The organism is Colwellia sp. BRX10-3, from assembly GCF_014077505.1.
GTDB lineage: Bacteria > Pseudomonadota > Gammaproteobacteria > Enterobacterales > Alteromonadaceae > Cognaticolwellia.
This window is the reverse complement of the sequence record NZ_JACGWA010000007.1, coordinates 166,941-187,098: the sequence shown is the minus strand read 5'-3', so window position 1 is coordinate 187,098 and position 20,158 is coordinate 166,941. Positions and strand designations below refer to the sequence as shown.

Sequence of the window (20,158 nt, the reverse complement as noted above, 5' to 3'; positions counted from 1 at the left end):
ACAAACAGTAAGCATTGGATGAGAAAGCATCCCAATCTATTAAAAGAAGTAAAGTCATCAGCGCCTGAAGAAGTGTTTGTAAGCGACATAACCTATGTTGAAACAGAGCAAGGTGTACATTACCTATCATTAGTCACCGATGCTTATAGCCGCAAGATAATGGGATATGAGCTTAGTAATGAAATGAAAGCAACTGATGTAGTAAAAGCATTAGATATGGCACTGAAGAATAGATGTTATCAGCATGAAGCGATCCATCACTCAGACAGAGGTTTACAATATTGCTCTCAAGTCTATCAAGAAAAATTATATGAAAACAATATCATTCCCTCGATGACCGATGGATATGACTGTTACCAAAACGCACTTGCTGAGCGTATCAATGGGATATTAAAACAAGAATTTATTTTATATAAATGCCGTAATATTGAAGAGTTAAGTCAGCTCGTTAAAGAATCAATATTTATCTATAATGAAATGAGGCCGCACTTAAGTTTGGCAATGAAAACACCAAACCAAGTGCACAAAAAAGACCCGAAGCTTAAGCCACTGGCCTTTCATTAAAACCGTCAACATATTCTAGGACGGGACACTATCTGTTAGACATTAATTTTCTATCGCTGTACTTAATTAATTGATTACTTACTCAATTAATATCACCCTTAGTCGCGCTTAAGCACTTTGAAGACGTTTAATTAAGCCATTGCTAGCATCTTCGACTAAATCTAAAACAAACTGAAAACCTTTAGCACCACCATAATAAGGATCAGGCACCTCAGTATCATCGAAATTTTCAGCATAATCTAGAAAGAGCTGTACTTTATATTGCAGACTTTCTGGAGCAACCTTCATTAAGTCTTTCACATTTTGTTGATCCATCGCTAATATCAAATCAAACTTTTCAAAGTCTTCTTCTGTGACTTTACGAGCCTTAATTTTATCAAACGAATATCCACGTGCGATACCGGCTTTTAGTGCCCGATGATCAGGCTTTTCACGGGCATGTGAACCAACGATTCCAGCTGAGTCAATTATTAATGATAGCGCTCGTGCTTTTTGTCGAAAAACCGCTTCTGCGCTTGGCGATCTACATATATTGCCCATACAAACAAACAATATAGATTTCACAGTTGTTAAATCAACTTTATTGATCACAGAGAAATTCCTATTTTTTCTTTTAAAATCCGATGAATGATTAATAATATACAACTTAACCATTATTCAATGACTATTATTACAATTCAACTATTGAAAGCTTTTTAGCTACCAGCTAAATGTCCAGTTTTAACCCAAATCAAAGTATTTTGCTCAACAAAGGGATGATGAGCACTTAAATGTGGACTTCTAATCCAACTACCTGCTGGATAACGGCCTAATTCATCAATTAACTCACCACTAATGACATATATTTCTTCACCGCTAAAATGGCTATGCAATATAAATTTCTCTCCGGCGGGCCAAAAGACTAAAGCTACAGATTCAGTTTCGAAATTATGTAGTGGTTTAACTTTTAAGTTACCATACCCTGCTTGCCATTCCTGTTTATTAGTATCAACAAAAATACGTTGATTGTCCAATGGCGACAATTGGTGTAATTTAACCAGTAGCTCACAACCATCAACGCTAAATGGGGCGTGCACAAAACCTTTAGGATTACGAAAATAGCTACCAGCAGGGAAGTCTCCAGTTTCATCAGAAAAAACACCCGAAAGAACAAGTATTTCTTCACCTAAAGGGTGATTATGAGAGCTAAAACTGGCTCCTGCTTCATATTTAACTACACTGGTTGCATGTCCACTTTCACGATTTTCGCGTGCTAATGGTTTACGCATTACACCTGGTAAAGGACTATCTTGCCAGGCTTGTTCATTAGTGTTGATAACAACTCGCTTTGTAAAATCCATATTTATCATGTCAGCCACCTTTAGGCTCTTTATTTACTTAGATTAAACTTAATTGAACAACCAAAACTATCTTCTTAATAGTCGGGTTTTAATCGCTAATCTTTGAATTTTATTCATTAAACCCATTTCAAACATTACTAAAATTATTACTTGATAGTAATATTTCTGCTACATTATTAATATAGGGAGACAAAATCTGTTACATGCCTCTAATCTAACAAATTCTTTACAGTTTTTTGAGCTGATTTGTACAATATATGGACTGAGTTTTTATTATCCAAGGGAATAAATATAACTTGTAAAGCCTGAGAGTTAAACTATTCCTTGTTAAACAAATAATGTATGCCGGCACTTAAGAATACCGTAAACCTAAAAGTTAGCTGTAAGGGGAATATATCCCGTCATTATTATTCACTTATATGAGTATTTATTTTTGATATTTTCCCAATTAAGCAAAAGATTTTTCACGGCTTTCATTACGGTGATTTTGTGTGCTATTACCGTCAGCTTTGCTTGTCTTATTCATGAAATTGACCAAAAAAATATAAATGAATCAAATAGCGCATTCACCATTAACAGTAGCTATTACATAGATGAAAATAACAACCTTGATATTAATAATATATTGAGTAATGCTAAATTCATTGAGAGTGATTTAAATAGTATCCCTTATGCATTAGCACAGCAAAGTTATTGGATAAAACTATCCCTACACTACCCTATTGGTAACACCAAAATTACTGCCAATTTACAAGAAAGCTTCGTTGAAGACAGTAGCAGTGAGCAGCTAATTTTAATGGCTGAGCATAGTATGCTTAATACATTTATCGTTTATGAGCTCAGTACATTAACCGCACCAAAAAAAGTTTTCCATAAGCTCCCAAATCCAAAAAAATCAAGCCAATCTGTATACCCATATGCAAGATTGCAACTCAATCAATTCGGACATAGCGAATACCTAATAAAAGTTAAAAACTCTGGGCCTCCTAATATACCTTTACAGCTATTTACGCCACAAGACTTCGAACAGAGATTACTGCTATCTCAGCTGATATATGGCGCATTTATCGGCATATTGATCATCATAGCAATCTATAACTTAGTGTTATATTTCGCTGGTAGAGATAAAGTTTATTTATTGTATATTGGTTATTTATTATCTGCTTTTGCTGTACTTTCTTCATTGACAGGTTACGGATACTTTCTTTTTTCCGAGAAGGTAATGCAATTTCTCAATAAACATCTCATTTTTACCGATTTTTTACTGATTATATTTTTGCTGTTATTTACCATTTACTTTTTACGATATGATCGTTTAAAACATTGGGCTTACAAAGTTTCATTGGCCTTTGCCGTAATGGTAAGTTTGCTAGGGTTGTATTCTCTTTTTCTTGATGAGTTAGCACAAACCAAGCTGTTCTTTTCTTTGCAGCCATTATTTTACATCGTCGCACTTTACCTGATTTTTAACCGCTTAAAACAAGATTTTTCCTGGGCACGCTTTTACTTTATATCTTGGTTGCCTTTGTTAATTGGTGCTGTTATTCAGCCTATGGTGCTGCTAAATCAGCTTGAATATAGCTTTTTAACTGGCAATGCATTCCTATTTGCTATCATGATTGAAGTAAGCTTCATGGCATTTGCCTTAGCTGACCGCATTCGCCGTAACGAGCAAGAGAAGCTTACGATGATTGCCTACCACCAAAGCAATCATTTACCGAGACAAACCAATTTAGAGCATAAAATTAGCCAAATGTTAAAAGATGAGCATCAAAACTTCACGGTTATGGTGATCAAACCAGAGCAATTTCAGCGCATAGAGCTTTACATAGATGAACAAACACGAATTCAATTTATTCAGGGCTTAAACCAAAAACTTTCATCATTATTCAGATTTAATGATGCCGTGCTCAATATCACGGATCAGTTCGAGAAACTATGCTATTTAGAAAATTGCAGTTTAGCTTTGGTTATCGATAATGCACAAAATGAACAAGACATAGAGCTCTTCATTAACTCAATTCAGCAAGCTGCCCACGATGTTTTTTATATTAAAAATCTTAAATTGCCTTTATCTGCATATGTTGGCTTAGCTGACTTCCCTGAACATGGTAGTTCAAGTGCAAGTTTGATCAGTAATGCATCAATAGCAGCAAATAATGCGGAATCTAGCCTGAGCAAGTGGGCTTACTTCGCACACAAAGACAGTGAAAATAGCCCCTCTTCAATACAATTAGCTATTGATTTGGAACAAGCAATAACGAATCAAGGTTTTGAATTATTTCATCAACCACAGATCGATTTAAAAACTAACAAAGTCTGTAGTAGCGAATGCCTAATTCGCTGGAATCACCCTGTACTTGGCGCTATATCACCTGATGTGTTTATTTCAGTAGCAGAAGATTTTGGCTTAATGCCGTCGTTAACATTATGGGTAGTAGAAACCGCACTAAGCCAGCAAGCCGCGCTATCTGAACACACAGGTCTCAACCATATGGTATCTATCAACATCAGTGGTAAAGATCTTATCCAAGCAAACTTTATTGATGATGTATCCAAAATAATTAGTCGCAGTGATATTAAAGCTGAAAAAATTATTTTCGAGTTAACAGAGTCCATCTCTTTCGCTCAAAACAATATTGCTATTCAAACGATAGACAAGCTTATTGAACTGGGTATTACCATTAGTATTGATGATTTTGGTACGGGTTATTCATCTCTGTCACAAATTAATCAGTTGCCTTTTCAAGAACTAAAAATAGACCGAGAATTTGTTGAGAATGTCTGTAGCGATAATAAACGTAAAGTTATTGCTGAAACAGCGGTAAAAATGGCCAAAGGATTAGGCTTAGAAGTAGTTGCTGAAGGCATAAACAGCACCTTAGATGAAGATACTTTACGCAGCTTCGGTTGTGATATTGGCCAAGGTTATTATTATGCTAAGCCTATGTCTTATGAAAACTATTTGAACTGGCTTAAGCATTTATCTAATGGCCAAATACCGGCAAGTTTAGAAGGTGACTATCTTCCCGTAGGAAAATAGTCTTAGATTTTTTTCGTTAAAAAAGTTGGTTTTCTAAGGTTTTGCCATTAATAAGTTGAGTATAAGACCAATTGTTTTTTGCTAAAACGGTTAACAAATCTACCTCTATATTTATATAGGCTTTTTCATTACTAATAGTCAGTAAATATTCTCTATCTTGTGTGATATCAACCTGGTTAACACCTGCTATTTGTAAAATGGCTGGCATAATTTCTGGATGATTTTGTTTCATTCTCAGTGTGATAAATCGTGCGCTGTCATTATTACCAAGCGTTTGATGTTGTTTTAAAAGGCCGTTTTCGAGATAAAGCACCTGATCACATAACCGTTCAAGCTCGCTAAGGTCATGAGAGCTTAAAATAAAATTTACTTCGCTGGCATGCTCAGCAACTATAGTCCTTATTTCTCTCGCATTAGCAGGGTCTAGCCCAGCGGTTGCTTCATCTAACATCACAATTTCAGGGTTTCCTAATAAAGCTTGCGCTATCGTTGCTCGTTTTCGCATACCATGCGATAACTCACTGGGAAGGCTATTAACCGCATCCAATAATCCCACCATCTCTAGAACTCGAATCGTATCGTCCTTGGCAAGTTTATTACTCATACCTTGTAAGCGAGCATAAAAGTTTAACTGTGTAGCGATGGTGAATCTAGGGTCTAATTGTGCGTCTTGAGGCAGAGCTGATAAACGCCCAAACAGTGCCGAGTTTCCTGGCGCATGTCCTAATATACTTATGCTACCTGATGATGGCTGAATGTAGCCACATAACAAGCTGAACAAAGTAGTTTTACCCGCACCATTAGGGCCAATTAAAGCAACTGGCGCGCCTTTTTCTAATGAGAACTCAACATTGCTTAATGCTGTTTTATCTCCATATCGTTTGGATACTTGTTGAACATCGATAATTAAACTCATAATGATGTCCTCTTCATAATTAAATGGCTTGTAATAAGCAATACAGTAGTCTGTATTAATGGCAGTAAGTATTGGCTAGCAATCACACTACTTTGAGACAAAACACTGCTTATTTGCTCACCTGGAAATAATAAATTGAGATAAAATTTTTGGCCAAATTGATATTCAATAAAAGCAACAATTAAAGGGCCTAATGCAAAGAACAAGGTTGCGGCTACAATCGCAAGTCTTGAGGAGTTAACAAACGTATTAAGCAACGACATTAACGCAATAAACGGCATAACCACGATTAATATCTCTAAAGATAATTTACTGCCGAGCAGTATACTCTCGGATAAAAGGGTTATATCTCGTACGCTGGCTAGTATTGTAGTCGCAATCGAAGTCAACAATATTAATATCGCGATAATGAGCAGTTGACCTAAATAACGCCCCAGTACTAACTCTGCTCGGGTTGCGCGTAAAGTAATAAACCTTAATGTGCCACGATGCTTATCTGAACAAAATTGATCGCTACACACCAGTATTGCAAAACTTGGATAAAAATATATCGCCACCAGCCAATAAATAGCGTATTCAGCAACAGGCCATTCTAATAACGCTGAAAGCCCTAACGCACCAAACAATTTTTGCGCCATGCTTTCAAATGAATGCGAGGTTACTATGGCTGACGCTGAGCCAACAAAATAATACAGAATAATAAACCAGATAGTTGCAAAGGCTAATAACGCTAATAAGCCACGTTTAGTTTTAAATAAACGTACTATTTCAAAAATGATTATATTAGATAATCTAGTCAGGTTGATGTTCAATCGGCACCGATAATTTTATTATTTTTAGTACCTTAAAAGGAATTTTATCAAAAAGCGAGCTTTATCCTTTTGATAAAATTTAAATATTAATCTGAGTTTGTATAATGAGTAAAATCACTACTAAAAAAGACTAAAAGCTGAAGAACTTTATAATGATATTTTTTATCTAATGGCCAATTTTAACTTTTTTTTAAGACAAAAAAATTCGGCGTAACAGCCGAATTTTTAATTAATATATAACAGTATTTTATAAAGCATGCTTATTCTGCAAGCGGATAATATTCTTAAATAACAAACTTTATCCGTGGCTTAGCCCCTTTAGAAGTATCTATTTGTGGCGTACAAAATAATAGCCGTGCTGAAGGCACTTTTAATTGCTCAACCATATGCGCTTTAAATAAATCAACACGTTGTTGTGATATTACCCTTAAACGCGCTATGTTTTCAGGTTGATGGGCTTGTGAAGCATCTGCTAATTCAATATCACTCGCGGTTGCTACAGCACAAAGCTTAACATTAATATTGCCTCTGTCGGCTAGCATCACCGACATTTGGCGACTAAACTCAAGTTGTTCTGAATTCAGCTCTATTGCCGCGGCCGGATAAATTAAGTCGTTAATTCTTAATTTGAGCGCGAACTCTCCAGCCGCCATAGCGACTTTCATTACACTGGCATAAGGTATAAATGTTGTAATTAAGTAATCTTTCGCTGCTGACATCGTCGCCTGCTTAACCAGTAGAGTTAATAAACCTGACAAGCCGAAAGATGGTGAACTAGTATCGCCTTTCAATGGTAAAGTCAGTTCTACATTACCATCTGAATCTTTTAGCATACCTAAGGCAACGTTAAACGGTACGCTGAATCCATCTGTTATTGCGCCCCTTTCATTATTATCAGCGGCAGTAAACTCTACGCCTCGTAGTAAAATATCGACATTGCCATTAATTTTATTACCGGTCAAGCCAGCAGTAATAGTAAGGTCAAGTTGCCCACTTTCAATTTCGTACTTTAAAGCCTGCTTAATATAACTAGAAATCCCGGGTAAACTAAGTTCTTTAACTACAGCGTTTAATCTGAATTTCTGCAGTTCAGCAAACGGTAAACCATGACCTTTTATATCAAAGTTAGCGTATTTGTCGCTCTTACCTTGCATATCAAATACAACTTCTTGCTCAGGTTTACCCGTGTCAATATCAGTCAAAAGTAAACGAGTAATATTTACATTACGCTCATAATGCGGGGTAACACTACTATCTTTAAAGTCTATCTGTGCATCATCGAGCAAGGTAAACTGACCCAATCTAAATACCTGCTTAGCTGGTTTACTTGCTTCTGGTACTTCGACTGCAACTTTTTGTGTTACAGGCTCATTATCAACGGCTTTACTTTCTTGCTCTGTGTTATTACTTTTTATATCGTCAGGGCTAGCTAACGCAACAAGCGTAGACAATTGCTTATCTTTATCTAATAAAACATTAGCCACAAACCCAGATAAGCTAATGTCATTAATGGCAATAAGCTCAGGTGTATATTCGATGTTATTTACCGACAAACCATTAAATGCGGCTAAAGCAGGCATATTTTGTTGAATATTTTTTGAAAACTGGCTCTTGGCAACTTCTACACTTTCAATATTTACTTTCGCTATGTTTTGCTGATATTGCAGTACAATATTATTAACTGATAATTTTGCAATTTCAGCTAATAAGGCTTCAGTTTTATTCGATTTTGCCGAAACACCATCAACAGTAAAGTTCAACATTGCATCGACACTTATCGGATTATTGGTGGGTAATAAAATAGCTAAGTTTTTAGCCTGAACACTTTGACTGTCAATATCAATAGCAATATTATTTTGCTCAACATGCAAGTCTTCAATGCTCACCAACAAGTCATTTATATTAACTAATATTTGCTCTTTACTGAGTGTTATATTGTTTATATCAGCCTTGTATATCTTATTGTCAGTATTAAAAGTTGGTGTTACAGGTAATAACGACGAGGTATCTTGAAACACAATTTTTTGTTTTGTAACTGACAGCGTTAAATCTTCCTGTTTAACCAAAAGATCTTCAACAGCCAATACCATTTTATTAATATTGATTAAGGTATCTGTTTCGTTAATGACAATATTAAATTTGCTTGCATAGCTAACTTTGCCATCAAGCGATAAAATTGATGGCGGTAAAAATGCCTTTGTCGCACTTAATTCAATATTTTTAGCATTAAGCTCAACACTAATTTCGCCTTGTTGTTTCAGTAAACTACCATCTATGGCTATTTCTATTGGTGCGCCATTTAAATGGCTGACTAAATTTAATTTAATATCTTGAACATTTTGTGACAGTAAAATATTCTGCAAAGAAAATGAGTCTAATTCAATATTATGTTTTTGTGAAAAATACAGCAATTCAATATGGGCATCGGTCAAGGAAAATTCGGGTACGATAATTTGATAAGGAAAATCAGTCCTAACTGGATCCGCTTTAGGCTCTGGTTCAGGGGCTTCAGACATTAGCTCAAAACCAGCAATATTGAGTGATGAATCATTCACCGTTACAGGGATAAATATGCCATTAAGTGTAAATTCGGCGACGTAAATTTTATCAAAAAATAATTGATACAAGTGAAGTTCTGCATTAAGACTTTGCAGTTTAAGTGCACTAGCCTGCTTATTAGTTTTTATTTCTAAATCGCTAATAGTTAAATGTGCTGTAAATGGGTTATAGCGAATACTAGATGTATCAGTAAGTAGCAAAGGTTTTGGTAAACCGTAGGTATTGATGCCGTAACGAATTATAGTCGGTGAAAGTAACCAAATGAGTGTATAAATAACAATAAAAATGATAACTAAAATTTGAATAAGGCGTTTGAAATAACGGCCCATACTAGATCCCTATACATTGACGAGATAACACGGCCAAGAACAAGTATTTAGGCTAATGCTACTGTTCTATTTTACGTGATTTAAAGATTATACTGACTATCGCAACGTAAGTGCGATAGTCCGTATAATAAAAAGCTAAACAAGCTACTCGGCTTTTAACAAGTCGATAAATTGTTGTGACTGCTCTATCGCTTTACTCATGTCAGCTACTAAAGATTCAACATCACGTTTAATGGCTTTATACTCAACTTGCAATGCGCCAATAGCTTGAGCATTCAAGTTATGCTTAAGATATAAACTATTATCTTTCAACGCTGATAAAACTGGTGCCATTCGGTCTTTGGCTCTGTACATAGACTTGATCAATGTTTGATAAGTTCGCTCAGTTTTTCTCAGCTTTTGCTGACTTTGTTGTTTCAAGCTGTTGCTAGAATATTGTTGAATTTCTTCGTTCCATTCATCGAACAATGCATCGGCAACGCTTTCAATGTCATCAATACGAGACGCTACTTCATCAGCTGAAGCCTTACTGGCTTCGTATTGGTCATTAACCAATTCATACTGTGCCGCCAAATCTCCACCATCGTAACTTATCAGTTGAGACAATTGTTCCAATGCAGATTTAAATTGTACCTGAGCATCTTCTTGTGACGTCTGCGCATCTTCGACTCTATCCAGCATTATATCACGCTTATGTACACCTACTTTTTCCATAGCAGAATAATAAGCAGACTGACACCCACCAAGCAGCACGAGCGCAATAACAGCTATAGATAATTTTGATACCACGCTATTTTGCATTGTTACAGTTTTCATAAATTATCTCCGCTGGAGAATTTTGCTGCATCAATAATTGCCCATAAATGTGTAATCGCCGCAAATACAATAGGGAAAACTAACCATGAAAGTCCCCAAAAAATGCTCGCAAAAACAAAAAACAAAATAGCAGGTATTATACGACCTTGAACCAATTGCCCTAAACCAGGAATAAAGAAACTGCATATTGCTGCTAAAACATTACCGCCAGAACCTTGCTGTGCCATAAAAATCTCCTAAATGTAAAATACTTGTCATTAATATATCGATTATTGTTAAAAGTATAGCATTAGATTAATTTGTAAGCTGCTGTTATTACATCGATATATTGTAAAAAAATAAGACATAACATTTGATTGAAAATAGCGATTTTTATGTTTATTTTCCAAGCAGACAATAACAAATTTGTTTTTACAGTTAACTATATTAGTGGGTATTAAATAAATTTATTATTTAAAATCAATCAACTGTGACTAATTACAACAGTTAGAGCAAAGTTATTTTAATTCAATAGAAATGTTCAGTTAATTCGTAAAATAGGTATAACGAAATTTAAAATTAAATGAGGTAACGAAATAAATTGGTAAAGTTTAGAAAGTAACGTCGTGAATATTAATCAACGTTTTTTATAAGGATTATTGAATTGCTTTAAAAACACATAAAACTGAATGAATCAGTGATGGTACCCGAGGCCGGACTTGAACCGGCACACTCTTACAAGCGAGGGATTTTAAATCCCTTGTGTCTACCAATTCCACCACTCGGGCAACGAGAGTATTTTTTATAGTAGAGATTGGAACCCTACTTTGATAACAAAAGTTATCAGATTTGGAGCGGCTAACGAGACTCGAACTCGTGACATTCACGTTGGCAACGTGATGCTCTACCAGCTGAGCTACAGCCGCTTCATCGTCCTAATTCATCACAAACAAATCAAGATTTTTAACACATTTAAAATTTGGAGCGGCTAACGAGACTCGAACTCGTGACATTCACGTTGGCAACGTGATGCTCTACCAGCTGAGCTACAGCCGCTTCATATTTTAAATTTACTATACATACGCCAATATGTATTAACACCCCTACTGTACTAATGAAATGGTACCCGAGGCCGGACTTGAACCGGCACACTCTTACAAGCGAGGGATTTTAAATCCCTTGTGTCTACCAATTCCACCACTCGGGCAATGTGGAGGCGGGTCCCGGAGTCGAACCGAGGTAATCGGATTTGCAATCCGGTGCATGGCCACTCTGCCAACCCGCCATTTTCATCAACTACGAGTAAGGTAGTATTCCCTAGATTTTTCTCTTAAAGAGAAATTGGAGCGGCTAACGAGACTCGAACTCGTGACATTCACGTTGGCAACGTGATGCTCTACCAGCTGAGCTACAGCCGCTTCATCTGTTGACTCCCTGTCAACTGGAAACGCATTCTACATTGAAAAACTGATGAGTCAACCCTTTAATATCAATTTTGTTTTGACTGCTCAAAAAGCGACTAATCTGGTGTTTTTTTAGCTACAAAAACACCAATTAACGCCTAATTACTTACTTAACTCTGGCCAAGCCGCTTTAAAATAAACCACCATAGACCAAAAAGTAAGCACAGTTGCGATAGCATAAAAGCTAAAAGCAGCGAAAAGTAATATTTCATGCGGAAATTCAAACAAAATTAATGGGATATCATAAGTTGGATACCAAATTAATCCCATAATACCTAACATTTGTGCAGCAGTTTTATATTTACCCATTTGTGAAACAGCGATTATGTCTCTTTTACCACGTGAAGACATAAACTCACGTAAGGCACTAATAAATATTTCACGAGCGATCATTAATATCGCAGATATTGATATCCACCAAACTTGTAAGTCTTGAATCAAAATAACCAGCGCAGCAACCACCATTAATTTATCGGCAACGGGGTCAATAAAGGCACCAAAGGCGGACGATTGATTAAGTTTTCTGGCTAAATAACCGTCAAGCGCGTCACTAACAGCGGCGAACCAAAAGACAACAAATGCGCCAAAATGATTCCACGATACAGGTAAATAAAACACCAGGATAAAAACCGGGATTAACACAATTCTAAATAATGTAATTTGGTTGGGGATTGTCCACATAATATGTCTTATATTCTTATCGTTAACTGATCAAGATTGAATTGGTATTACAGACATTTTACACAGATCGAGTGCTAATTGTCATGCAAGGTGTCATAAATATTTTCCGCTAATTTTTTACTAACACCCGGTACTTTTTCCAATGTTGCTTTATCGGCCTTTAAAACTTCTTGTAAGCCACCTAAATACTGTAAAAGTGCTTGTCTTTTTTTAGCACCTATTCCTGGAATAGTTTCTAATGTCGATTTTTTACTGGCCTTTTGTCGTTTTGCCCTATGCCCAGTTATTGCGAACCGATGAGATTCGTCGCGTATATGCTGTACTAGATGCAAAGCCGGTGATGTCGCGGGTAACGATATTAATTGATGACTACCAGCTAAAATTAAAGTTTCCAGGCCAGGTTTTCTCGACTCTCCTTTAGCAACACCGACTAATAACGGTGTTTTTACTTGATCAACACCAGCAAAAAAATCTTCTGCTTTTGCCAACTGTCCTTTTCCACCATCAATAAAAATAATGTCGGGCATTTTTTCTTCACTTGTGACTTTGCTGTAACGTTTATCTAAAGCAAAGGCCATAGCAGCATAATCATCGCCCGGTGTTATACCATGAACGTTATAACGCCTATAATCACTTTTTAATGGCCCTTCTTGGTTAAAAACCACATTCGACGCTACCGTTTGTTGCCCCATAGTATGACTAATATCAAAACATTCAATACGTGATATCCCATTGGTTAACTCAAACACTTCATTTAACGCTAAGAATCTAGCCTGCATTGATTCTTTATGGGAGTTTCGGGTCATTAAAGCGGTAGCAGCATTCGTACACGCTAATTTAAGATACTGCGCTCGTTCAGTGCGTACATTATGCGACATTTTTACATCATGCTCTGCCTGTTCAATAATCACCTGAACTATGTCTTGCTGATTTTCAATTGCCTCAGGGATAATAATTTCTTTTGGAATAGCCCCTAAATTAAGTTCATTACCGATATAGTGCTGGCTGATAAAAGCGGCAATAATTTCCGCATCGCTGGTATCAACTGGCACGGTAGGGAAATAACTTTTGCTACCTAATATTTTATGGTCGCGAACAAATAATAAATGGATACAAGCTTGAGATTTATGACGATGAAGCCCTATAACATCCATTTCAGCGGCTGAACCACTAACAAACTGCTGCTGCTGAACTTTTCGCAAGGTCGCTATTTGGTCTCTATATTTTGCCGCATGTTCAAAGTTTAGCGTTTTACTGGCGTTTTCCATGTTTTCTACCAGATGCTCAATCACTTTGTTGCTTTTACCTTTGAGGAACAACTTAGCTAACTGAACTTGCTTTTGATAATCTGCTGGCGATATTTTATCTACACAAGGGGCAGAACACCTGCCCAATTGATATTGTAAGCACGGGCGACTGCGGGCACGATAATAGCTGTCTTCGCACTGTCGTAATGGAAAAAGCTTTTGCATAAGGCGTAAGCTCTCCCAAACGGCTCCTACGGTTGGATATGGACCAAAGTAATCACCTTTAATTTTTTTACCGCCACGATGTAAGCCTAACTTTGGGTGTTTGTGATCGGTAATAAGTAAATAGGGGTAAGATTTATCGTCGCGTAGTAAAATATTATATTTAGGTTGGTACTTCTTAATATAATTGTTTTCTAGGATCAGCGCTTCGCCTTCCGTATGCGTTACGGTAACGTCAATAGCTGAGATTTGTTTAACTAGGGCGCGAGTTTTATTGCTACCAACATCTTTGCGAAAATAACTCGCTAGTCGTTTTTTTAGCTGTTTAGCTTTACCTACATAGATCACCGTTTGGGTTATATCGTACATACGATAAACCCCGGCTTGTTCGGAAACGGCGGCTAGAAATGCTTTATGATCAAATAATGTTTCATCATTTGATAAGATATTTTCAGACAATACTATAGAACTTCAGTCTTCAACATACCATGACGTATAGCCAAGTGAGTTAACTCAACATCATTACCAACATTAAGCTTTTCAAACATGCGATAACGATAGCTGTTGATGGTTTTAGTACTAAGTACTAGTTGTACTGAAATATCAGGTACTTTTTCTCCACGCGTGATCATTAGCATGATTTGTAATTCACGTTCAGACAAACTACTAAAAGGGTTTTCATCTGGGGATTTAAATTGGCTTAGCGCCATTTGCTGGGCAATCTCAGGTGTTATGTAGCGTTGACCACTATTCACAGCACGAATTGCATTGATCATTTCATCAGGACCAGCACCTTTAGTAAGGTAACCAGCTGCGCCAATCTGCATAACTTTGGTCGGAATGGGGTCCTCACTATAAACCGTTAACACAATAACTTTTACATCAGGCGCATAACGAATAATTTTTTTCGTCGCTTCTAAGCCACCAATACCTGGCATGTTCATATCCATCAGAACAACATTAGGTTCGACTTTACGACAAAACTGCACGGCTTCCTCGCCTGTTTTGGCTTCACCAATCACCTTAAGTCCTTTTACTTCGTCCAGTATTTTTCGTATTCCAGTACGAACCAACTCATGGTCATCAACTAACAAAACATTTATCAACGTAAGATTACCTTATAACACTTCATTAAAAGCAGTAGAATTAATAAAAATAATATAGCGAATTGGCCTTTAACACAATATAAATTCCTGCTTTCACATGAATTTATTTCACCTAAAAAGTGTTTAATAAGCAAGAATTACAGGTCATTTTTATTCAACCAGTTATTCAACAAACCAATTTGGCCATTTTTATATGCCGCGTAAGTCAAACGAACGGCATTACTTAAAATGATACTGTCATTCCATTTTGTTTGATCAGCAATCAATTCGTAGCATTTTTGCGCTTCTGGTGAGAGATAACCGCGCATTTCTTTTTTACCGCGGTCTTTTTGTCGTTCGCGATAACGCTTTTGTTTTTCAGCATTAGTTAATGCTTTCTTTTTTATATTCATCAATACTTTACCTTTTATAGGTTTAAAACCCTAGCGGTTACGCATAACCAATTCTTACAAATTTATTTACCTTTGTTAAGTAAAATCTTGATTTATTTAACTGTTCGGAGTTGTTTAGCGTACAAGTGTTCGCTAAAGTAACGCCTTTGAAATTATTAATAAATCTAAGTGATCACATGGAACAACAAAATTCGTTCTCGAAAGAAGACCTAGTCAAAGCAGGTACAGGTGAAATGTTTGGCCCTGGTAATAGTCAATTACCCTCTGACAATATGTTAATGATGGATAGAATTGTTAGCATTACTGATGACGGTGGTGAACATGGTAAAGGCGAAATTATTGCTGAATTAGACATAACGCCTGATCTTTGGTTTTTCGATTGTCATTTTAAAGGTGACCCGGTAATGCCTGGTTGTTTGGGGTTGGACGCTATGTGGCAATTAACAGGTTTCTTCCTAGCATGGTCAGGCGGCCCAGGTCATGGACGTGCTTTAGGTGTAGGTGAAGTTAAATTCACTGGTCAAATTTTACCAACAGCGAAAAAAGTAACTTACAAAATCACCTTAAAACGCGTGATTAAACGTAAACTATTTATGGGTATAGCTGACGGTACAGTATCTGTTGATGGTCGTGTAATTTACACAGCGAAAGATTTAAAAGTCGGTTTATTTACTGACACTACAAAATTCTAAACATTAGTTTAAACAATTTTTTCCTGAACATAAAAAGCCAGCATTTACGCTGGCTTTTGTTTATTTAACTTTAAATACATTTTAAATCTTAGGTGTTAGCTATTTGCAATTCGTGCATCAACAACAGCAATAGCTTGGTTAATTCTGTCTAAAACTTTCTGTTGGTCTAATAACGCTAGAGTAATATCCAATGACGGTGAATTACCACCACCAGTAGCCGCAACACGCAATGGCATACCAACTTTACCCATACCTACTTCAAGTTCAGTCGCAGTATCGTTAATCGCGGCATGAATAGCTGCAGGTGACCAATCAGTTAACGCGGCTAACTTCTCTTTTACTAACAACAATGGCGCTTTAACTACTGGACGTAAATGTTTTTTAACAGCGCCGGCATCAAGTTCAGTAAAATCTTCATAAAAGTAGCGGCTAATTTGCGCCATTTCTTTGAGTGTTTTAACGCGATCCGCTTGTATTTTAACTATGTCTTCAAGTGCGGGGCCATTTTCAATATTAATGCCCTGTTCATTCATGTGCCATGCAAGATGAGTGGCAACATAAGCAGGTTCTAGCGTTTTCATGTAATGCTGATTCACCCAAATAAGTTTATCAGTATTAAAGCCTGAAGCTGCACGGTTACAATCTTTAAGATCAAATAACTCAATCATCTCTTCACGAGAGAAAATTTCTTTATCGCCATGTGACCAACCTAAACGCACTAAATAATTAAGTAATGCTTCAGGTAAGTAACCGTCATCACGATATTGCATCACACCAACCGCACCATGACGTTTTGATAAACGTTTACCGTCATCACCCAATATCATAGGAATATGAGCATACTCAGGAACTGTTGCACCTAAGGCAATTAAGATATTAATTTGTTTTGGTGTATTACTAATATGATCATCGCCACGCACAACATGAGAGACTTTCATATCCCAATCATCAACAACAACGGTTAGGTTATAAGTTGGTGTACCGTCTGAACGCGCAATGATTAAATCATCAAGTTGCTCATTACTAATCGTAATATCACCTTTAACCATATCTTTAATAACAACATCGCCGGCTAACGGATTCTTAAAACGAATAGCATATGGCTTATCTTCTGGGTAATCAGTACGTTCACGCCATAAACCATTATATTTCTCAATTTCACCTTTTGCTTTAGCTTCCTCACGCATCGCGTCAACTTCTTCAGCGGTGCTGTAACAACGATAAGCGTTGCCTGAAGCTAATAATTGCTCGATAACTTCTTTATAGCGGTCAAAACGTTGAGTTTGAAAGTAAGGTCCATGTGTCCATGGTAAGTCTAACCAATTCATGCCGTCCATAATGGCGTCAACAGAAGCTTGTGTTGAACGTTCTATATCGGTGTCTTCAATTCTAAGAATAAAGTCGCCACCATTTTTTTGAGCATAGAGCCAACTATATAAAGCAGTACGAGCACCACCAACATGTAAATATCCCGTAGGGCTAGGGGCAAATCGAGTTGTTAAAGTCATAAAAGTCTCAATGAAATATATCTATTTGTTTAAGTAAATAAATTAAACAAAGGTTATTAATAAAGTTGCCAGTATTTTATCAGGCAAGCACAGGAAATACACCTTTTAGCGCGTTAAATTTATTGGCTATGATAGATGACAAATAAAAACAAAGTTCACAAAACCATCAGTCTGTCTAAATTTAGAGCGCTCAAGCTAAATAGTTAAAAAAAATATAAAAAATTACTGAGTTTTGGTTGACAGCTTTTTCGATCTCCCTATAATACGCCCCAATAGAGCAGGACGATTAGCTCAGTTGGGAGAGCACCGCCCTTACAAGGCGGGGGTCACTGGTTCAAGCCCAGTATCGTCCACCATTTCTATGCCATATAGAAGTAAAACTAAAATGGACGATTAGCTCAGTTGGGAGAGCACCGCCCTTACAAGGCGGGGGTCACTGGTTCAAGCCCAGTATCGTCCACCATTCTTTATTTATCAAAAACCAATAAAACCTAATTAAAAAAAGTCAGAGCACATTCTACCCTTTGCCATCCGCGCCGATTCACGAGTTCAAGCCCAGTATCGTCCACCACTTCTATTTTCCTGATAAAAAGTAATAGCAAATAAATTATGAGCTAAGTTGTGAAGCACCTTCTTCTCTCTACACCCGCACCTAGTTATTAAAGCTTAAGGTATTAGGGAGAATAATTGGCCTATGAAAAATAGTAAAAGTAGGTTTGATGGAATTGAATACTATAAATTGAGAAGTTAATTTTTTAATATAACTTAGCACCTATAACTAAGCATTTATAATTAAGACCAAATGGTAAATCGGCCTTAATTACTGGCGGTGTAAATTATTAAATAAGTATTTATAACAAATATAAAAATCTATTTAATCTATGGAGTTAATTCTAATCTAAACCAAAAAATGCGCTCATTTTTGTCAATAGGTGAACAGATATTTCATCGATCTTCTGATTTTTCGCATCTTTATTTAAACGTTCTTTTATTGTTTGAGTTTCAACTTCACGTTTAGCTAAAACTGTTGATATTTGCTCTATCATACTTGGCCGTTTAGTAATAATTTCTTGAAAATCATTTCGATGTAAACGATAACAGTACACATCTGTACTTGCTACTATAGTTGCACTCCTTGGTGCGCCGGTCATAAGCCCCATTTCGCCAATAAACGTCGGGGCTGTAATATCGGCTACTTTACTTTGTTTTTTAGCTGAACCTACCCAAACTTCAGCACTACCTTCAGTTAAAATATACAGCCAATCTGCTTGATCATTTTGGATCATTATATTCTCACCCTGAGTATATAGAACAGGTTGTAATGATTTAGCCAACTGCATATATTCTTGTTCAGTTAATACTTTCAAGAAACCAATCTCTTTTAATGCTTCAACTCTTTTTTCTATATTTTTCTGATCTTTACGTTTCCGCCGCTCATTATTGTCATTATCGATAAATAATTGTGAAGCAGGTATAGCTAACGGAATATTTGCGCGTTGTAAGGCTGCATATAAACGACGCCTAATTAAAGAACTAGTTGGATCATCATCGTTAATTTCTGTTAGCCAATAGCGCACAGCATAATGGGCATAGCTGTCACGATTATCTCCTGAAAAGTCTAGACATATACAATTGGGTGGTGGGGTTTTAGCGACATTTAAAATCTCAGGAGGTGCTTGTAGAGCTTTCTGAACTATTTCAATAACATGTGAAGGATTAGTGCGAAAATCCACATTAAAATATACCCACATTCTGTGCTGTAATGGCTCACCTACCCTTTTGCCTAAAATAATAATATTGGCTGATAACAATGACGAGTTAGGTACAATAATCGTATCCCAATCTCGGGTTTGTATCACAGTGTGCCGCCACCTGATTTCTTGTACTTTGCCTTGTTTACCATTTTCAAGCTGTATCCAATCACCGATTTTAATTGAACGATCAAGTTGCAAAGCTACACCACCAATAATATTACCTAGAGTAGCTTGTAATCCAATGGCTAAGATACCCGTTACCACTGCTGATGTAGTTACAATACTTGCCGTATCAACACCAAAGTTACGCAAAGTTAATGCGATTAAAATGATAATGGATATGCCTAAGAATAAATCAGCAATAATTGATGGTGGATGCTGTCCAAGTTTCGGTAGTGCTAACTTAAACAAAAGTATTAAAGACAGCTCAATTATGGTTATCCAGCCGGTTAAAAATGCAATATTATCAACAGTATTCGAAGCTTCACTCCACGCATAAATCTCAGAAAACTGCAGGAACACAACCGTTAATAAATAAATTAAGCAAAAATAAGCGACACGCTTTATTTGCGTATTATTGCCCGGCGAAAAGGCTCGCAACAGCGCTGCGGTAATGAGAAAAGCTACCGAGATAATACTGGCGGTAAACATAGTGGTTAGGATCATTAAAACTCCAACATTATTATCATTGGTGTATCAGTATGTCGCCATATATTCCATAAAATATATTTGGCA

General features: G+C 36.6%; 16 protein-coding genes and 8 tRNA genes. 5 read left to right on the top strand and 19 right to left on the bottom strand.

The genetic code is table 11. The features are described from left to right. Positions 1-564 (top strand): IS3 family transposase (locus H4J38_RS12180; RefSeq protein ID WP_182132048.1); only part of this gene is annotated, 564 nt, incomplete at its 5' end. Between the two features lie 108 nt (positions 565-672). On the opposite strand, the gene H4J38_RS12175 is transcribed toward H4J38_RS12180, so the two are convergent. Then, positions 673-1,155, bottom strand: a complete 483-nt coding sequence (locus H4J38_RS12175; protein ID WP_404842614.1) for a low molecular weight protein-tyrosine-phosphatase — start codon at positions 1,153-1,155, stop codon at positions 673-675. Positions 1,156-1,259: 104 nt separating this feature from the next. Then, entirely contained in the window at positions 1,260-1,913 is a 654-nt protein-coding gene (locus tag H4J38_RS12170; protein ID WP_182132047.1) for a cupin domain-containing protein, read from the bottom strand. Positions 1,914-2,337: 424 nt separating this feature from the next. Here H4J38_RS12170 and H4J38_RS12165 point away from each other — a divergent pair, with 424 nt between their 5' ends. Then, positions 2,338-4,947 (top strand): EAL domain-containing protein, encoded by a 2,610-nt coding sequence (locus H4J38_RS12165; protein ID WP_182132046.1) that lies wholly within the window; start codon positions 2,338-2,340, stop codon positions 4,945-4,947. A gap of 16 nt (positions 4,948-4,963) precedes the next feature. Here the strand turns inward: H4J38_RS12165 and H4J38_RS12160 are convergent, their stop codons facing one another. The 15 genes from H4J38_RS12160 to H4J38_RS12090 form a co-directional block, all read right to left on the bottom strand. Continuing rightward, positions 4,964-5,863, bottom strand: a complete 900-nt coding sequence (locus H4J38_RS12160) for an ABC transporter ATP-binding protein (RefSeq protein WP_182132045.1) — start codon at positions 5,861-5,863, stop codon at positions 4,964-4,966. After that, complete coding sequence (locus H4J38_RS12155) at positions 5,860-6,675, bottom strand: hypothetical protein (protein ID WP_182132044.1); 816 nt, start codon at positions 6,673-6,675, stop codon at positions 5,860-5,862. The genes H4J38_RS12160 and H4J38_RS12155 overlap by 4 nt, the downstream gene beginning before the upstream one ends. Positions 6,676-6,959: 284 nt before the next feature. Then, complete coding sequence (locus tag H4J38_RS12150) at positions 6,960-9,563, bottom strand: DUF748 domain-containing protein (protein WP_182132043.1); 2,604 nt, start codon at positions 9,561-9,563, stop codon at positions 6,960-6,962. Between the two features lie 144 nt (positions 9,564-9,707). Next, a complete protein-coding gene (locus H4J38_RS12145; RefSeq protein ID WP_259365505.1) occupies positions 9,708-10,379 on the bottom strand; it encodes a DUF2959 domain-containing protein in 672 nt (223 codons plus the stop codon). Beyond that, a complete protein-coding gene (locus H4J38_RS12140; RefSeq protein ID WP_182132042.1) occupies positions 10,376-10,606 on the bottom strand; it encodes a hypothetical protein in 231 nt (76 codons plus the stop codon). The genes H4J38_RS12145 and H4J38_RS12140 overlap by 4 nt, the downstream gene beginning before the upstream one ends. A 453-nt stretch (positions 10,607-11,059) precedes the next feature. Further along, a tRNA-Leu gene (locus H4J38_RS12135) sits at positions 11,060-11,146 on the bottom strand. A 62-nt stretch (positions 11,147-11,208) separates the two neighbouring features. After that, a tRNA-Gly gene (locus H4J38_RS12130) sits at positions 11,209-11,284 on the bottom strand. Positions 11,285-11,338: 54 nt separating this feature from the next. After that, a tRNA-Gly gene (locus H4J38_RS12125) sits at positions 11,339-11,414 on the bottom strand. 64 nt (positions 11,415-11,478) lie between these two features. Further along, positions 11,479-11,565 (bottom strand) — tRNA-Leu (locus H4J38_RS12120). 4 nt (positions 11,566-11,569) lie between these two features. Continuing rightward, positions 11,570-11,643, bottom strand: a tRNA-Cys gene (locus H4J38_RS12115). Between the two features lie 57 nt (positions 11,644-11,700). Next, positions 11,701-11,776, bottom strand: a tRNA-Gly gene (locus H4J38_RS12110). A 147-nt stretch (positions 11,777-11,923) separates the two neighbouring features. After that, positions 11,924-12,502, bottom strand: a complete 579-nt coding sequence (gene pgsA, locus H4J38_RS12105; protein ID WP_182132041.1) for a CDP-diacylglycerol--glycerol-3-phosphate 3-phosphatidyltransferase — start codon at positions 12,500-12,502, stop codon at positions 11,924-11,926. 74 nt (positions 12,503-12,576) lie between these two features. Continuing rightward, a complete protein-coding gene (uvrC, locus tag H4J38_RS12100; RefSeq protein WP_182132040.1) occupies positions 12,577-14,430 on the bottom strand; it encodes an excinuclease ABC subunit UvrC in 1,854 nt (617 codons plus the stop codon). A gap of 2 nt (positions 14,431-14,432) precedes the next feature. Continuing rightward, entirely contained in the window at positions 14,433-15,077 is a 645-nt protein-coding gene (gene uvrY / locus H4J38_RS12095) for a UvrY/SirA/GacA family response regulator transcription factor (RefSeq protein ID WP_182132039.1), read from the bottom strand. Between the two features lie 137 nt (positions 15,078-15,214). Continuing rightward, positions 15,215-15,469, bottom strand: a complete 255-nt coding sequence (locus H4J38_RS12090; protein WP_172820659.1) for a hypothetical protein — start codon at positions 15,467-15,469, stop codon at positions 15,215-15,217. A 176-nt stretch (positions 15,470-15,645) separates the two neighbouring features. On the opposite strand from H4J38_RS12090, the gene fabA reads away from it, so the two are divergent. Then, positions 15,646-16,161: a bifunctional 3-hydroxydecanoyl-ACP dehydratase/trans-2-decenoyl-ACP isomerase gene (fabA, locus tag H4J38_RS12085; RefSeq protein WP_081153845.1), complete on the top strand. Its 516-nt coding sequence runs from the start codon at positions 15,646-15,648 to the stop codon at positions 16,159-16,161. A 95-nt stretch (positions 16,162-16,256) separates the two neighbouring features. Here the strand turns inward: fabA and gltX are convergent, their stop codons facing one another. Next, positions 16,257-17,669 carry a glutamate--tRNA ligase gene (gltX, locus tag H4J38_RS12080; protein ID WP_182132038.1) on the bottom strand — a complete coding sequence of 471 codons (1,413 nt, stop codon included), beginning with the start codon at positions 17,667-17,669 and terminating at the stop codon, positions 16,257-16,259. 280 nt (positions 17,670-17,949) lie between these two features. On the opposite strand from gltX, the gene H4J38_RS12075 reads away from it, so the two are divergent. Beyond that, a tRNA-Val gene (locus tag H4J38_RS12075) sits at positions 17,950-18,025 on the top strand. Between the two features lie 31 nt (positions 18,026-18,056). Then, positions 18,057-18,132, top strand: a tRNA-Val gene (locus H4J38_RS12070). A 430-nt stretch (positions 18,133-18,562) separates the two neighbouring features. On the opposite strand, the gene H4J38_RS12065 is transcribed toward H4J38_RS12070, so the two are convergent. Next, positions 18,563-20,089 carry a mechanosensitive ion channel family protein gene (locus H4J38_RS12065; RefSeq protein WP_182132037.1) on the bottom strand — a complete coding sequence of 509 codons (1,527 nt, stop codon included), beginning with the start codon at positions 20,087-20,089 and terminating at the stop codon, positions 18,563-18,565. Positions 20,090-20,158 lie beyond the last annotated feature (69 nt).

Excerpts from the sequence above, each read along its gene's own strand:
- H4J38_RS12170 (WP_182132047.1), bottom strand. The coding sequence starts at position 1,913 with ATGATAAATATGGATTTTACAAAGCGAGTTGTTATCAACACTAATGAA.
- H4J38_RS12160 (WP_182132045.1), bottom strand. The coding sequence starts at position 5,863 with ATGAGTTTAATTATCGATGTTCAACAAGTATCCAAACGATATGGAGAT.
- H4J38_RS12150 (WP_182132043.1), bottom strand. The coding sequence starts at position 9,563 with ATGGGCCGTTATTTCAAACGCCTTATTCAAATTTTAGTTATCATTTTT.
- H4J38_RS12145 (WP_259365505.1), bottom strand. The coding sequence starts at position 10,379 with ATGAAAACTGTAACAATGCAAAATAGCGTGGTATCAAAATTATCTATA.
- H4J38_RS12140 (WP_182132042.1), bottom strand. The coding sequence starts at position 10,606 with ATGGCACAGCAAGGTTCTGGCGGTAATGTTTTAGCAGCAATATGCAGT.
- pgsA (WP_182132041.1), bottom strand. The coding sequence starts at position 12,502 with ATGTGGACAATCCCCAACCAAATTACATTATTTAGAATTGTGTTAATC.
- H4J38_RS12090 (WP_172820659.1), bottom strand. The coding sequence starts at position 15,469 with ATGAATATAAAAAAGAAAGCATTAACTAATGCTGAAAAACAAAAGCGT.
- fabA (WP_081153845.1), top strand. The coding sequence starts at position 15,646 with ATGGAACAACAAAATTCGTTCTCGAAAGAAGACCTAGTCAAAGCAGGT.
- gltX (WP_182132038.1), bottom strand. The coding sequence starts at position 17,669 with ATGACTTTAACAACTCGATTTGCCCCTAGCCCTACGGGATATTTACAT.
- H4J38_RS12065 (WP_182132037.1), bottom strand. The coding sequence starts at position 20,089 with ATGATCCTAACCACTATGTTTACCGCCAGTATTATCTCGGTAGCTTTT.